The organism is Kitasatospora sp. NPDC101235 (assembly GCF_044767505.1).
Taxonomy (GTDB): domain Bacteria; phylum Actinomycetota; class Actinomycetes; order Streptomycetales; family Streptomycetaceae; genus Kitasatospora.
In genome coordinates this window covers 37,880-52,043 of record NZ_JBIWNZ010000006.1, presented here as the reverse complement: position 1 = coordinate 52,043, position 14,164 = coordinate 37,880, and the positions used below count along the sequence as shown (strand labels likewise).

General features: G+C 74.0%; 13 protein-coding genes. 12 read left to right on the top strand and 1 reads right to left on the bottom strand.

Annotated elements, in window-relative coordinates; genetic code table 11:
• Position 1: 1 nt before the first annotated feature.
• Genes ACIRRH_RS12330 through ACIRRH_RS12305 form a run of 6 tightly spaced genes read left to right on the top strand, consistent with a single transcriptional unit; the run spans position 2 to position 6,900 of the window.
• Positions 2 to 1,363, top strand: coding sequence for an O-antigen ligase family protein (locus ACIRRH_RS12330; protein WP_403065665.1), 1,362 nt, complete (start codon positions 2 to 4; stop codon positions 1,361 to 1,363).
• On the top strand, positions 1,360 to 3,099 hold the full coding sequence (locus tag ACIRRH_RS12325; RefSeq protein ID WP_403065663.1) for a lipid II flippase MurJ: 1,740 nt from the start codon (positions 1,360 to 1,362) through the stop codon (positions 3,097 to 3,099). Before ACIRRH_RS12330 ends, ACIRRH_RS12325 begins: the two co-directional genes overlap by 4 nt.
• A complete protein-coding gene (locus ACIRRH_RS12320; protein ID WP_403065660.1) occupies positions 3,089 to 3,514 on the top strand; it encodes a hypothetical protein in 426 nt (141 codons plus the stop codon). The genes ACIRRH_RS12325 and ACIRRH_RS12320 overlap by 11 nt, the downstream gene beginning before the upstream one ends.
• The gene (locus tag ACIRRH_RS12315) at positions 3,511 to 4,626 is read left to right on the top strand and encodes a glycosyltransferase (RefSeq protein ID WP_403065657.1); all 1,116 of its coding nucleotides are present in this window, start codon (positions 3,511 to 3,513) and stop codon (positions 4,624 to 4,626) included. Before ACIRRH_RS12320 ends, ACIRRH_RS12315 begins: the two co-directional genes overlap by 4 nt.
• A 49-nt stretch (positions 4,627 to 4,675) precedes the next feature.
• Positions 4,676 to 5,743: a Wzz/FepE/Etk N-terminal domain-containing protein gene (locus ACIRRH_RS12310; RefSeq protein WP_403065654.1), complete on the top strand. Its 1,068-nt coding sequence runs from the start codon at positions 4,676 to 4,678 to the stop codon at positions 5,741 to 5,743.
• Positions 5,740 to 6,900: a GNAT family N-acetyltransferase gene (locus ACIRRH_RS12305; RefSeq protein WP_403065651.1), complete on the top strand. Its 1,161-nt coding sequence runs from the start codon at positions 5,740 to 5,742 to the stop codon at positions 6,898 to 6,900. Before ACIRRH_RS12310 ends, ACIRRH_RS12305 begins: the two co-directional genes overlap by 4 nt.
• Positions 6,901 to 6,904: 4 nt before the next feature.
• Here ACIRRH_RS12305 and ACIRRH_RS12300 read toward each other — a convergent pair whose 3' ends face one another.
• On the bottom strand, positions 6,905 to 8,164 hold the full coding sequence (locus ACIRRH_RS12300; RefSeq protein WP_403065648.1) for a glycoside hydrolase family 26 protein: 1,260 nt from the start codon (positions 8,162 to 8,164) through the stop codon (positions 6,905 to 6,907).
• Between the two features lie 379 nt (positions 8,165 to 8,543).
• On the opposite strand from ACIRRH_RS12300, the gene ACIRRH_RS12295 reads away from it, so the two are divergent.
• The 6 genes from ACIRRH_RS12295 (at position 8,544) to ACIRRH_RS12270 (ending at position 14,123) form a co-directional block, all read left to right on the top strand.
• Positions 8,544 to 9,572: a hypothetical protein gene (locus ACIRRH_RS12295; protein WP_403065645.1), complete on the top strand. Its 1,029-nt coding sequence runs from the start codon at positions 8,544 to 8,546 to the stop codon at positions 9,570 to 9,572.
• A gap of 291 nt (positions 9,573 to 9,863) precedes the next feature.
• The gene (gene abc-f / locus ACIRRH_RS12290) at positions 9,864 to 11,462 is read left to right on the top strand and encodes a ribosomal protection-like ABC-F family protein (RefSeq protein WP_403065642.1); all 1,599 of its coding nucleotides are present in this window, start codon (positions 9,864 to 9,866) and stop codon (positions 11,460 to 11,462) included.
• Between the two features lie 328 nt (positions 11,463 to 11,790).
• Entirely contained in the window at positions 11,791 to 12,024 is a 234-nt protein-coding gene (locus ACIRRH_RS12285) for a helix-turn-helix domain-containing protein (RefSeq protein ID WP_030059940.1), read from the top strand.
• Positions 12,025 to 12,333: 309 nt separating this feature from the next.
• Entirely contained in the window at positions 12,334 to 13,140 is an 807-nt protein-coding gene (locus ACIRRH_RS12280) for an enoyl-CoA hydratase/isomerase family protein (protein WP_403065639.1), read from the top strand.
• A 177-nt stretch (positions 13,141 to 13,317) separates the two neighbouring features.
• Positions 13,318 to 13,827, top strand: coding sequence for an Asp23/Gls24 family envelope stress response protein (locus tag ACIRRH_RS12275; protein WP_403065636.1), 510 nt, complete (start codon positions 13,318 to 13,320; stop codon positions 13,825 to 13,827).
• A gap of 104 nt (positions 13,828 to 13,931) precedes the next feature.
• Entirely contained in the window at positions 13,932 to 14,123 is a 192-nt protein-coding gene (locus ACIRRH_RS12270) for a hypothetical protein (protein WP_403065633.1), read from the top strand.
• Positions 14,124 to 14,164 lie beyond the last annotated feature (41 nt).

The following is a 14,164-nucleotide window of genomic DNA, read 5'->3' as shown; positions in this document are numbered from 1 at the left end:
CGTGGCCCTGACCCTCTCCGCTTCCCCTCGCCCGGCCTTACGGAAGGCGCTGCCCGCGCTCGCGGAGCGCACCAGCCCGCTGACCGCGGCCACCGTCCTGCTGGTCTGCGTGCCCACCGGGGAGAAGGACGTCGCCGCCGCCGTCCACATCACCGCCGCCGACCTCGCCTCGCTGGCCCTGGTCGCCCTTACCGCGCTCAACCTGCTGCGCGGGCGGCTGCCCGCGATCAGCCGCACCACCTGCGCGCTGTTCGGCGGGATCGTGGTCGCCGCCGCGGTCTCCACCATCGGCTCGATCGACCCGGCCGCCGGCGTCACCGGCTTCGTCCGGCTCACCCAGGTGTTCGTCCTGGTCCCCGCCGCCGTCCTCTGCTCGCTGCGCGACCGCACCGGCCAGCGCCTGGTCCTCGGCTCCTTCGTGCTCGCCGCGCTGATCCAGGGCGTGGTCGGCGCGAAGCAGTACCTCACCCACACCGGCGCCTCCTACACCGGCCAGCCGATCCGGGCCGTCGGCACCTTCGGCGCACTCGACGTCATGGCGATGTCCAGCGTGGTCAGCTACGGGCTGCTCGCCGCCCTCGCGCTGGCCCTCGGCGAGCGCGGGCCCGGCGGCAACGCCCGGCTGCGCCGCGCGATGTTCGCCGCCGCCGCCTTCCTCTCCTTCCCGCTGGCCGTCTCCTTCAGCCGCGGCAGCTGGATCGCCACCGGTCTCGCCGCCACCGTGCTGCTGCTGCGCGCCGACGCCCGGCTGCTGGTGCGCAGCGCCGTCCTCGGCCTGGCCACCGCGGTCGTCCTGGTCGGCGGCCTCGGCCTCGGCGCCTCCGGCGTCACCGAACGGCTCAGCTCGATCGGCTCCATCTCCGCCGCCCCCGACCAGTCCGTCTCCGACCGGTACGACCTGTGGGCCACCGCCGGACGGATCTGGCAGGACCACCCCGTGCACGGGGCCGGGCCCAAGGCCTTCCAGCAACTGCGCGACAGCCGCGCCCCGCTGCGGCTGTCCTCCGGCAGCGATGCCGCCGACGCCACCATCGGCTTCCAGCGCGAACCGCTGCTCTCCCCGCACAACATGTACCTCCTGGTGCTCAGCGAGCAGGGCCTGATCGGCATCACCGCCTACGGCGCGCTCCTCCTCGCCCTGCTGCTCGGCTGCCTGCGCCACCGCCACGGCCCCGGGCTCGCCGCACTCGCCCTGCTCACCTGGGTACTGGTCGACTTCCTGTACGCCGACATCGGCGGCACCACCACCGTGCTGACCTCCGTCGTCCTCGGCCTCGCCGCCCGCGCGGCCGCACACCGGCCCGAGCGTCCCGCCACCGGGCCGGCGACCACCGGCCCGGCGACCACCGGGGCGGCCCGGTGACCACCGACCAGCCGGCCGCCCTCGCCTCCTCCCTCCCGGCCCCCCGCAGCGCCCCCGGCCAGGACCCGGCCGCCGAGCACCACCCGGCCCCCCGGCGCGGCTTCGTCGCCAAGGCCTTCGGCATCACCGTCGTCCTCAGCGCCGCCGGCTCCGGCCTCGGCCTGCTGCGCGACCTCCTGCTGGCCCGCTACTTCGGTGCCAACCAGGGCACCGATGCCTTCCTGGTCGCCTGGACCGTTCCCGAGACCGCCGCACCGCTGCTGATCGAGGACGCCATGTCCTTCCTCATGGTGCCGGCCTTCGCCCTCGCCCTGGTGCTGCGCGAGGAGGACCCGGACGCCCCCGACCCGGTCCGCCAGCTGGTCCGTGCCACCCTGCCCTGGCTGCTGATCGCGCTCGGCGGCCTCGCCCTGGCCGTCGCCCTGGGCGCCCCGGAACTGGTCGAACTCCTCGCCCCCGGCCTCACCGACCCCGGCCTGGCCGTCACCTGTACCCGGATCACCGCGATCACCGTGCTGCCCTTCGGCGTGGCCGGCTTCCTGGTCGCCGCGCTGCGCGCCCACCACCGCTTCACCGCCCCGGCCGGCATCTACGTCGCCTACAACCTCGGCATCCTGGCCGTCCTGCTCTGCTTCCACTCCTACCTCGGCGTGCGCTCCGCCGCCCTCGGCGTCGCGGCCGGCAGCCTGCTGATGGCCGGCCTGCTGGTGGGCCCCTTCCTGCGCAGGCTGCGCCAAGGCCCGCCCGGCGCAGGCCGAGGCCGCCGCTCGCGCCGGGCCCTGGTGCTGATGCCGCTCGCGCTGCTGCCGGTGGCCGCCTTCACGCTCACCCGCCAGTCCCAGGTCTTCGTCGAGCGCTACCTCGGCTCGGCGCTGCCGCCGGGCACCATCTCGCACCTCAACTACGCCGCCAAGGTCTCCCAGCTCGCCATGACGTCGGGCCTCCTGATCTGCACCGTCACCTTCCCGCTGGTCGCCCGGGCACTTGCCGCCGGGGACCTCACCGCCGCCCGCGACCGGGTGGAGCAGGACCTCGGCCAGGCCGCGGCCGTCGTCCTGCTCGGCACCGCCTTCCTGATGGCCTGCGCCCCCTCGGTGGTCTCGCTGCTGTTCGAACGCGGTGCCTTCGGCCCGCACGACACCGCCGCCACCGCCGACGTCATCCGGGTGTACAGCTTCGGCCTGCCCGCCCAGGCACTCATCGGCGTGATGATCCGCCCCTACTTCTCGCTGCGTCCGGTGGTCCGCCGGGCCGACGACCCGGGCACCGAGGACGGCCGTCGCCGGCTGCTCGACTGGTACCCGGCCGCCGCGATGGTGTTCGGCCTCGGCGTCACCGTCACCACCGGCCTGCTCACCACACCCGGCTTCGGCGCCCTGGGGCTGGCCGCCGGCAACGCGGCCGGCATCACCACCACCGCCGCACTGCTGCTGCACGGCCTGGTGCTCCGCGGCATCCCGTTGCGGCTGCGCCGGGTGCTCGGCGGCCACGGCCGGCTGGTGGTCGCCGCCGCCGGGGCCACCGTGCTCGGCACCGCCGCCGCAGGACTGGCCGCCGACCCCCTGCTCTCGACCCTCCTCGGAGGCCTCACCGTGGCGCTGGCCTTCGCGGCCCTCGGCACCGGGCTCGGCGCCCGCGAGGTGCGCGGCCCGGTCCTCGCCGTCGCCCGGGCCCTGGGGCCCGTCCGGAACCCGCGAACCGTCGCCGAAGAAGGGAAGCGCCCCCATGGACGATGAACGGGGAACCGTCCGTTCGGCCCGGGCGAGCGTCAGCAGCACACCGCCGCACCGGGCACGACCGCCCAGGAGCCGCCGCCCGGTCGGCGGACCGCCGATCCCCGGCTCCGCCTCGCCGTGGATCCTCGTGTACCACTCGGTGACGGTCGAGAAGGAGAACCCCGACGGCCCGGCCGCCGGCTTCTGCCACCCCTACGGCGCCGTCGACCTGCCCACCGCCCCGGCCGTGCGCGACGCCGGGTACGACCACGCCTGCGCCATCGCGCACTCCCCGGTCACCGGCCGCTTCGCACTGCCCCGCTGCTACGCCGGCGACCGCGACGGCGCCTGGCGGCTGCGCGCCGAGAAGGGCCGGCACCGGCTGGGCGCCGCCGTCACCGAGCTGCGCCGGTCCCGCCGGGAGCCCCGGCCATGAGGGTGCTGCACATCGTCACCGGCCTGGCCTCCGGCGGCGCCGAGCGTCAACTCCAGCTGCTGCTGGGCCACCTGCCGGCGCACCAGCAGTGCGAGGTGCTCGCCCTGACCAACCCCGGCACGGTCGCCGCCGCGCTGCGCGCCGACGGCGTCACCGTCCACCACCTCGGCATGCGCGGCAACCGGGACCTCGGCGCGCTGCCCCGGCTGGTCCGACTCGTCCGGGCCGGCCACTACGACCTGGTGCACACCCACCTCTACCGGGCGCAGCTGTACGGCCGGCTGGCCGCCCGGCTGGCCGGGGTGCGCGCGGTGGTCTCCACCGAGCACTCGCTGCATGCCGGGGTGATCGAGGGCCGTCCGGTCACCCGGGGCGTCAAGGGCCTCTACCTGGTGGCCGAGCGGCTCGGCAGCACCACCGTCGCGGTCTCCCGCCAGGTCGCCCAGACACTGTGCTCCTGGGGCGTCCCGCCGGCCCGCATCGAGCTGATCCCGAACGGCATCGACACCTCCCGCTACCGTCTCCCGCCCGCCGAACGGGCCGCCGCCCGCCGCCGGCTGCGCGCCGAGCTCGGTCTGCCGTACGGGAGTTGGGTGGTCGGCGGGGTGGGCCGGCTGGTTCCCGGCAAGCGCTTCGAGGTGCTGGTCGAGGCGCTCGCCGACCTCGACCCGGCCACCCGGCTGGTGCTGGTCGGCGAGGGCCCGGAGCGCGCCGCGCTGGAGCGCCGGGCCGACGAACTCGGCGTGCGGGAGCGGCTGGTGCTCACCGGTGAGCGCGACGACGTGCCCGAACTGCTGGCCGCCCTGGACGTGTTGGCCGCCCCCTCCACCACGGAGACCTTCGGCCTCGGCGTCCTGGAGGGCCTCGCGGCCGGGCTGCCGGTGCGGCACAGCGCCTGCCCGGCGCTCGACGAACTGCCGCCCAGCGCCGCCCCGCAGGCCCGCCGCATCCCCTCCGAGCCCGCCGCCTACGTCGCCGCGCTGCGCGACCTGCGGCCGCTCAGCAGGCACACCGCCGACCCGCTGCCGCACCCCCCGGCCGTCGGCCACTACGACATCGCCCGGGTCGCCTCAGACCTGGGTGCCCTCTATGACCGGCTGGCCCGCGACTGAACGCCCGCCACTGCCGGAACCGCCGTACCAGACCCAAGGAGCCACACCCATGACCACTCCGCGCCGAAGCGCCCGCCGCCTGGTCCGCCGCTGGTGGCCGGTGGCGCTCGCGGTTCCGCTGGGCGCCGCGGCCGGCGCCGGGTACGCCGTCGTCTCGCACCCGTCGTACTCCGCCAACGCCTACGTCCTCGTGGTCGCGCAGAACCCCGGGGAGGCCGCGATCGCGACCAACTTCGCCCAGGCGTACGGCCGGCTGGCCGGCCGGCCGCAGGTGCTCGCGGCGGCCGCCGCCGAGACCGGCCACACCCGGTCCGAGCTGGCGTCCCTGGTGCACGGGACGACCTCCCCGGACGCCCCGATGATCGAGATCACCGGCACCGGGCAGCGCCCCCAGCAGGCCGCCCGGGCCGCCGACGCGGTGGCCCGGGCGCTGGTCGCCTTCGCCAACACCAGCAGCAAGGACACCAACGTCCGACTGGTGACGCTGTCCCCGGCCGCCGCGCCGGACAGGCCGACCACGCCGTCCGGGAAGCTGGACGTCGCGGTCGGCGGGGCGGCCGGGCTGTTGTTGGGCGCGCTGGTGATGACGACCCGCCGTCGGGGCGGCAGGGGGACGTCGGAGGCCGCCGGGAGCCCCGGAACGGCGCAGGCCGCGCAGGCACCGCAGGTCGCGCAGGCACCGCAGGCACCGGAGGCCCCTGCTGCTCCCGTGCCGGTGGCGGTGGCGGTCCCGAGGACGCCGCGCCCGCGCAGCGAGGAGCCGGCCAAGGCCAAGACCGAGTCCAAGCCTGCCTCCGAGTCCAAGGCCGAGGCCGAGCCCAAGGCGGAGGCCAACCCCCGAGCCGAGTCCGAGACCGGGGCGGCGACCGAGGGGACGAAGGCTGAGGGCTCGAAGGCCGAGGGGGCGAAGGTCGAGGACACGAAGGTCAATGGCTCGAAGGGGAAGGGCGCGAAGGCCGAGAAGAAGACCGCCGGGAAGACCGACAAGAGCACCGGCGTCGAGCCCGGGGTCGAGGAGCAGCCCCCGGCCGAGGAACAGCCCGCCGTCGCGGAGCAGCCCCCTGTCACGGAACGGCCCGCCGCCCGGTCGAAGGCCCCGGCCGGGAGCGGCCGATGAGCACCGAGACCCGCAGAAGCGTCCTGCCCGCCCCGTCGACGGCGCCGGCCTGGACCACCGAGGTGCGCTGCGAGGACGACGCCCTGGACGCCCTCGCCGAGGAGTGGGACGACCTGGCCGCCCGCTGCCGGACGGCCACCTTCTTCCAGGCCTCCCACTGGCAGCGCTCCTGGTGGCGTCACTACGGCCGCCCCGGCAGCCTGCTCGTGGTGCTGGTCCGCCGGGACGGCCGGCTGGTCGGCGCGGGCGCCTTCGTGCGCCGCGGCGGACCGCTCGGCGGCCTGACCGGCCTCGGCGGCGGACTGGTCGACTACACCGACGTCCTGCTCGACGACGAGTGCGCCGACCGGGCCGCCGCCGAGTTCGCCGCCGCCCTCCCGCTCGCCCGCCCGTGGCAGTGGCTGGAGCTGCGCGAGGTGCACCCCGAGGCGGCGGTGCAGCGGGTGTACGAGCACTGGCGCGGCAGCCGCCGCCGCTACCAGGACTCGCTCTGCCAGTACCTGCCGGCCGTCCCGATGGACCAGCTGCTCAAGCGGGTGCCCGGCAAGACCGCCCAGCGCAGCCGGGTGAAGCTCCGCAAGATCGCCGAGGCCGGGGTGAAGGTCCGTTCGACCCCGGTGGCCGAGGTGCCGCAGGCGCTGGACGGATTGCTGCGGCTGCACTTCCTGCAGTGGCAGGCGCGCGGCATCACGCCCGAGCACCGCACCGAGCGGTTCGCCCGGCACCTGAGCGAGTCCACCACCGGACTGGTCGCCGCCGGCAAGGCCGCCGTCCACCAGTTCCACCTGGACGGCCGGCTGGTCGCAGTGAACCTGCTGCTGCTCTGCCCGTCCTTCGGCGGGCTGTACATGTACGGCGCGCACCCGGCGCTGCGCGAGCGGCTGGACATCGCCGGGCTGCTGTTCAGCGCGGCGCTGGACGAGACGGTCGGCGCGGGCGTTCCGGTGCTCGGCCTGCTGCGCGGCCAGGAGCCGTACAAGCAGCGCTGGCGGCCGGACCAGCTGTCCAACCAGCGGCTGCTGCTCGGCCCGGCGGGGGCGGCACCGGCGGCCGCCGTCCGGGCCGGGGCGGTGTGCGCCCGGCAGGCGGCGGCGCACCAGCTGCGCACCCGCTTCCCCCGGCTCAAGGAGGCACTGCTGGCCCGCCGCCGCAGCTGACCGCTCAGTGCCGGGCGTGCGTCGCGCCCGCCGGCTTGCCCGTCGGCCGACCGGTCGTCGGACGGGCCGACGGGCTCGCCGTCCCACCGGGCGCGGCGGAGCCCCCGGGCACGGCGGGTGCGGACGGCACGGCGGGTGAGTCCGGCGGGCTGGGCGGGCCCGGCACCGCAGGCACGTCCGGCGCGGCCGGGACGACGGGTGCCGCCGGCGCCTCCGCCGACGTCGGCGCCCCCTTCGAACCGGCCATCAGCTGCTTGAACGTCGCCGCCGAGCGGGGATTGCGGTCGCACTCGAAGAAGCCGTGCGGGCAGTAGTCGGTGACGGTCTGGTAGGCGGTGTCGTGGGTGCGGATCCAGTCGACCATCCGCTGCACGAACTCGGGGTTGTCGCCGTTGCGGAACAGCCCCCACTCCGGGTAGGAGACCGGCTTGCCGCGCTTGGCGGCGAACTCCACCTGGTCCTGCAGGCCGTACGGCTCGTGCACGTAGTCGTCGAAGGTGCCGCCGGCGGGCTGGTCGTAGTTGTCCATGCCGATGATGTCGACCACGTCGTCGCCGGGGTAGCACTTGGTCCACGGGACGGCGTCCAGGCCCCGGCTGGGGGCGAAGTCGAAGCGGAAGCGCTGCCCGGGCACCGAGCGCATCACCCCGACGATCCGCCGCCAGTACGCCTTCCACGCGGACGGGTCGGGTTTGCAGCGGTGGGTGTAGGTGGTGCCGTTCATCTCCCAGCCGAGAGTGAGCACGGTGTCCGCGCCGCCCAGCGCGACCAGCCGGCGCGCGAGCGTGAGGAAGTGCCCGTCGAAGTCCCCGCGCGCTCCCTGGGCGAGCAGCTTGGCGACCTCGCCGTCCGGCACGTTCGCCTCGCTGGGCACCAGCATCGGCACGCCGAGCACCAGCAGCCGGGACGGATCGGCCCGCCGCCACTGCGACCACAGGCCGAGCACCATCGGCTCGCCCTCGACGTCGCTCCAGCCGTTGCCCGCCAGATAGGTGTGGCCGACCTGCATGTTCGCGTCGCCCAGCCACTGCGCGTACTGGCGGATCTGCGGGATGTAGTCGTCCCAGGACCCGACGAAGGCACCGAACGGCGGCTCGTGACTCGGCCGCTGGACCGGCGGGCGGGAAGCCGCGCCACGCGGTTCGGAGGCGTCCGGGGAGAGACTGTGCCGTTCGGTCTGGCTGAACGGCGTCCCGGCCGGGACGCTGGCCGTGGCCATCAGCAGCAGGGTGGCGGCGGCCAGCGTCAGGCGGCCGATTCGCATGGTGCTCTCCTCCGGACGTCGCGGGCGGGGCGCACGGTCTCGGCGTGGACGGACCGTGACGCCCCGCTCGCCGACAGTAGGCCCAAAGGAGGAGGGAAAAGCCGAATGTCACCCTAAAGTGGGTGCCACTTGAATGCCGTCCACCGGAACGTCCGCCGCAACGGCCGGCGACCGGCTGTCAGGTATCAGCTCTGTAACGGTCCCGCCGGGCCCTTCCGGACAGATCCGGCACGCCCGACGGAGCGGCCGGAGCGCCGACGGCGCAGGTGGGCGGGTGGACGTACGGGGAGGGCCCGCGCGGCCGGGCGGACGCCCGACGCGACGGGCCGGTGGCGCAACCGGGCTGACTCGCGTGCCTGCTGAAAGGTACGCTCCGCCCGTGTCCTGGAAGCCTCTGCGTGTACTGACCCCCCGCTCGATCCTGCCTGCCTCGGCGGTGGTGCTGGTCCTTGCGGCCGGAGCGGCGGCGCACGCGAACAAGCCGGTGCCGTTCGGTGACCGGGTCGCGGGACCGGGCGACGCGGGGGCGACGCCGGTGAACTCCGAGTCGCTCAGCTCGACCGACCTCGACCTGCGGGTGGGGCCCGGCCTGGAGGCCTTCCACAAGCAGACCGGCGAGCAGGCCTGGTCCTACCGCCGCGAGGGCGCCGAGGCGCTCTACCTGGCGATGGCCGGTGACAACGCGATCGTGGTCTGGGACGACGGCATGGTCACCTCGGTGCGCCCCGGCGACCACGAGGTGCGCTGGCACCGTGCGGTGCCCGGCCTGGCCGACTGGCTGCACGGCGACGGCGAGCCCGGCGCCGACAAGCGGACCGACGCCCAGCGCAAGGCGCTCGCCAAGCAGCGGGCCGCGGGCGCGCTGCACACCGTCCAGCGGGACGGCTCGCCCTGGCTGGCGCTGGTCACGCCGAACCTGACCATGGGCCTGCGCGACGCCGACGGCGACCTGCGCTACAACGACAAGCCCTCCGCCGGCTGCGCCTACGACCCGCTGCGCACCGTCCACACCGACTACGCCGTGCTCATCCCGCGCACCTGCACCAACAGCAGCGGGCAGGCCGTCTCCGGCGGCATCACCGGCTACCGGCTGGACAGCAACGGCTGGGCCATGAGCACCGGGCCGGCCGCCACGGTCAAGGTGCTGGACCGCAGCCGGGTGGAGATCACCGACGGCCCGATCGTCCCGCCCAGGGTGTTCGACACCAAGGCGGCCGCGCCCGAGACGGCCTGCGGCGGCGTGGGCGCGCTGTTCGCGGCGGTCCGCCCGCAGGGCGGCTGTGCGGCGGACCCGTCGCCGAACCCGGCCGCCGGCGACCCGGCGGCCCAGACGAACCCCCCGGCCCCGGACGCCGAGGCTGCCACCGGAGCCCCCGCGGTGGACCAGCCGGCCGCGCAGCCGCAGTAGCCGGGAGGGCTCGCGGACGACGGCCCTCGGTCGGTGGGCCGGCGGTCGGTGTGCCGCTGTTCGGTGTGTGCCGGCAGTCGCCGGGAGCCGGTGAATACCCCAGGGCGGTACTTCTCCGGGGGTGGTGCGGGGCCCGGTAGACTTGCCGCCATGGCTATCTTCTCCGGGCAATAGCGGGCGGCGGCGCCACGAGGGTCGCGCCGACCGCCGATGAAGCCCCCACACGCCAAACCCGGCCCCGGGTCCGTCCCACCCGGCCGCCCGCTCACGTCCCAGGAGTAGTCCCCAGCCATGATTTCCACCAACGCCCTCGAACTGCGTGCCGGTGCCCGGATCCTGATCGAGTCCGCGAGCTTCAAGGTCGCCGCCGGTGACCGGATCGGTCTGGTCGGCCGCAACGGCGCCGGCAAGACCACTCTCACCAAGGTGCTGGCCGGCGAGGGCCTGCCGGCCGCCGGTACCGTCACCCGTTCGGGCGAGGTCGGCTACCTCCCGCAGGACCCGCGCACCGGTGACCTGGACGTCCTCGCCAAGGACCGCATCCTGTCCGCCCGCGGCCTCGACACCGTGCTGAAGAAGATGCGCGAGAACGAGGACCGGATGGCCAACGGCAAGGGCTCCACCCGGGACAACGCGATGAAGAAGTACGCCCGGCTGGAGACCGAGTTCCTCACCAAGGGCGGGTACGCCGCCGAGGCCGAGGCCGCCACCATCGCCGCCGCGCTGGGCCTGCCGGACCGCATCCTCGGCCAGCCGCTGCACACCCTCTCCGGCGGCCAGCGCCGCCGTGTCGAGCTGGCCCGGATCCTCTTCTCGGACTCCGACGTGCTGCTGCTCGACGAGCCCACCAACCACCTGGACGCGGACTCGATCGCCTGGCTGCGGGACTTCCTGAAGACCTACAAGGGCGGCTTCATCGTCATCTCGCACGACGTCGACCTGGTCGAGACGGTCGTCAACAAGGTCTTCTACCTGGACGCCAACCGCTCCTGCATCGACGTCTACAACATGGGCTGGAAGCAGTACCAGCAGCAGCGCGAGGACGACGAGAAGCGCCGCAAGCGCGAGCGGGCCAACGCCGAGAAGAAGGCCGCGACCCTCAACGCCCAGGCCGACAAGATGCGCGCCAAGGCGACCAAGACGGTGGCCGCGCAGAACATGGCCCGCCGGGCCGAGAAGCTGCTGTCCGGGCTGGAGCAGGTGCGTCAGAGCGACAAGGTCGCCAAGCTGCGCTTCCCCGAGCCCGCCCCCTGCGGCAAGACCCCGCTGACCGCGAGCGACCTGTCCAAGTCGTACGGCTCGCTGGAGATCTTCGCGGGCGTGGACCTGGCGATCGACCGCGGTTCGCGGGTCGTCGTCCTCGGTCTGAACGGTGCGGGCAAGACCACCCTGCTGCGGATGCTGGCCGGGGTGGAGCAGCCGGACACCGGCGAGGTGATCCCCGGCCATGGTCTGAAGATCGGCTACTACGCCCAGGAGCACGAGACCCTGGACGCGGACCGCAGCGTGCTGGAGAACATGCGCTCGGCCGCGCCGGACACCGACCTGGTGCAGATCCGCAAGATCCTGGGCTCCTTCCTGTTCTCCGGCGACGACGTCGACAAGCCGGCCGGGGTGCTCTCCGGTGGCGAGAAGACCCGTCTGGCGCTCGCCACCCTGGTGGTCTCCTCCGCCAACGTGCTGCTGCTCGACGAGCCCACCAACAACCTCGACCCGGCCAGCCGCGAGGAGATCCTGGGCGCGCTGCGCGAGTTCGCCGGCGCGGTCGTCCTGGTCACCCACGACGAGGGCGCGGTCGACGCGCTCCAGCCGGAGCGGATCATCCTGCTGCCGGACGGTGTGGAGGACCTCTGGAGCCCGGCCTACGCCGATCTGGTCTCCTTGGCCTGACCGGAAGTAGACGCGAGATCCGCTTTTCAGATGAGAATATCTAGTCCTTTCGGCGTGTCCGGGAATGAAGTAGACCCGGATTCCGTTTAAGGACTTTCCGTCGGCCCGCCACTCGATCGTGGTCGGGCCGACGCTGCTGATCAGCAGTTTCGCGGTGAGCGGCGGTATCAATCCAGGGGGCGTGCACTCTGTGTGAGCGCCCTGATGCGCTCGGATCACCACCGGCGGACCGCGCATTTCCGACACCGACCTTGTCGAATGGGTGGCCAGGACGCGGTGGATGGGTGATCATGGGAATCTGACCGAGCAACGCTACGAGGAGGCACGGGTGGCCGAGACTCTGAAAAAGGGCAGCCGGGTGACCGGTGCCGCGCGTGAGAAGCTCGCGGCCGATCTCAAGAAGAAGTACGACTCCGGGGCGAGCATTCGCGCTCTCGCGGAGGAGACCGGTCGTTCGTACGGCTTCGTGCACCGGATGCTGAGCGAGTCCGGAGTGATCCTCCGGGGCCGCGGCGGTGCCACGCGGGGCAAGAACAAGGCAACTGCCGGGGCCGGTTCCTGACGGTTCGTCAGCCATTGGCTGGATGACGCGGCGGCAGGGCGCCGACCGAGGAGACGACGGCTGGCCACCAGCTGGGCGTCCGCCCTCGGGTCGTGTGGACCGGCCGCCGATCGTCATGTCCGGGATGCCGCCCGTCCCCCATTCCTCGCCTCCGTTCGTTTTCCTTTCGCTCCTCGATTTCGCCCCTCGGCCTCCCTCTTCGCCGAGCATCGTGGGCCCGTCGATCTTTCCGGGCCGGGGGCACTGCCCTCGCGCGTCGAGTTTTGTTACTCTCCGGTAGCCAAGTCCCTCGCCACCGGAGGTCCCCGCATGACCGCTCCCGCCATCGACCCGCAGGCCCCGAGCTGGGAGCGGGACGGCGTCCGCCTGGAGATCGAAGGCGAACTCGCCGTCATCACCCTGTGTCAGCCGAAGCGGCGCAACGCCCAGTCGCCCGCCCTCTGGCGCGCTCTCGCCGACGCGGGCCGTGAGCTGCCCGGCAGCGTCCGGGTGGTGCTGCTGCGTGCGGAGGGGCTCTCCTTCTCCGCCGGGCTGGACCGGGCCATGTTCACCCCCGAGGGCATCCCCGGCGAGCCCACCTTCCTCCAGCTCGCCGCCTCCGGCGACCGGGAGCTGGACGAGGCCATCGCCTCGTATCAGGAGGCCTTCACCTGGTGGCGCCGCCCGGACCTGATCTCCATCGCTGCGGTCCAGGGCCACGCCGTCGGTGCGGGCTTCCAGCTGGCCCTCGGCTGTGACCTGCGAGTGGTCGCCGAGGACGCCCGGTTCGCGATGAAGGAGACCTCGCTGGGCCTCGTCCCGGACCTGGCCGGCACCAAGCCGCTCACCGACCTCGTCGGCTACGCGCGAGCCCTGGAGATCTGCGCGACCGGCCGCTGGGTGGGCGCCGAGGAGGCCGCCGCGACCGGGCTGGCCAACCTGGTGGTGCCGGGCGAGGAGCTGGACGCCGCCGCCCGCGACCTCGCGGCGGCCCTGCTGGCCGCCCCGCGCGGCGCGGTGATCGAGACCAAGGCCCTGCTGCAGGGGGCCGCCGGGCGCTCCTTCGACGAGCAGCGTTCGGCCGAACGGGCGGCGCAGGCCCGCCGGCTGCGGGAGCTCGCCGGGATCGGCGACTGACTGCACGGCAACGACGCAGGGCCCGACCCCGAGGGATCCCCCCGGGGTCGGGCCCTGCGTCGTGCATGGGGCGGGGCGAGGTGGGGCGTCGGCGCTCGGCGAGCGGGGATCGTGGCGAAATGCCAGAGTTAGGGGGGTTTGCGATATAGCTGGAGCCGCACGACGGGAGAAGCACCCATGCCTGACACTCCGACGCCCGCGACCATGCACAAGCACACCGGCAGCGCCGCGCCTGCCGGTCCGCCGCCGGGTGCCGGCGGTGCCAGGCCGGTGGGGGAGCGCGGCCACACCGCGCTGGCCGTCGGCGTGGTGGAGAAGATCGCCGGGATGGCGGCCCGCGAGGTCACCGGGATCCACGCGCTCGGCTCCGGGCTCGCCCGTACCTTCGGCGCGATGCGGGACCGGGTGCCCGGCGGCAAGTCCAGCGTCGGGCGGGGCATCAAGGCCGAGGTCGGTGAGAAGCAGACCGCGATCGACATCGCCCTGGTGGTCGAGTACGGCGTGGTCATTCCCGAACTCGCCCGCCAGGTGCGGGAGAACATCATCAACGCGGTCGAACGGATGACCGGCCTGGAAGTCGTCGAGGTCAACATCGCGGTCAACGACGTCCATCTCCCGGACGAGCTGGAGTTCGAGGAGGAAGAGGAGCCGGTGGCGGTGTCCGGGCAACGGCCGAAGCTCAAGTAACGGGGCCGGGCGTGGGCGGGGCGGCGGCGGGCCGGGGCCGGCCGAGGTCGGCCGGGGTCCGGTCCGAGGACCAGTCGAGGTAGCGGGAGACTAGGGAGTAGCGGATGAACCTGGCCATCATCGGCCTGGTGGTTGGCATGGCCCTCGGCTTCGCCGGGTACTTCGGTGGGTTCGCGGCCTTCCTGCTGGTGGCCGCGCTCGGGCTGGTCGGTTTCGTGATCGGGCGCTTGCTGGAGGGTGACATCGATCTCGGCGATCTCGGTGACCTGCTCCGCGGCCGCGACCGGCGCCGTTGATGGCGGGCCCCGCGTCGGTTCCGGCTGTGCTTTCCGGTTCG

What these genes read in the sequence shown, in the direction of transcription:
- ACIRRH_RS12280 (WP_403065639.1), top strand. Translation starts at nt 12,334, where the DNA reads ATGACCGCTCCCGCCATCGACCCGCAGGCCCCGAGCTGGGAGCGGGAC.
- ACIRRH_RS12300 (WP_403065648.1), bottom strand. Translation starts at nt 8,164, where the DNA reads ATGCGAATCGGCCGCCTGACGCTGGCCGCCGCCACCCTGCTGCTGATG.
- ACIRRH_RS12315 (WP_403065657.1), top strand. Translation starts at nt 3,511, where the DNA reads ATGAGGGTGCTGCACATCGTCACCGGCCTGGCCTCCGGCGGCGCCGAG.
- ACIRRH_RS12320 (WP_403065660.1), top strand. Translation starts at nt 3,089, where the DNA reads ATGGACGATGAACGGGGAACCGTCCGTTCGGCCCGGGCGAGCGTCAGC.
- ACIRRH_RS12310 (WP_403065654.1), top strand. Translation starts at nt 4,676, where the DNA reads ATGACCACTCCGCGCCGAAGCGCCCGCCGCCTGGTCCGCCGCTGGTGG.
- ACIRRH_RS12270 (WP_403065633.1), top strand. Translation starts at nt 13,932, where the DNA reads ATGAACCTGGCCATCATCGGCCTGGTGGTTGGCATGGCCCTCGGCTTC.
- abc-f (WP_403065642.1), top strand. Translation starts at nt 9,864, where the DNA reads ATGATTTCCACCAACGCCCTCGAACTGCGTGCCGGTGCCCGGATCCTG.
- ACIRRH_RS12305 (WP_403065651.1), top strand. Translation starts at nt 5,740, where the DNA reads ATGAGCACCGAGACCCGCAGAAGCGTCCTGCCCGCCCCGTCGACGGCG.
- ACIRRH_RS12275 (WP_403065636.1), top strand. Translation starts at nt 13,318, where the DNA reads ATGCCTGACACTCCGACGCCCGCGACCATGCACAAGCACACCGGCAGC.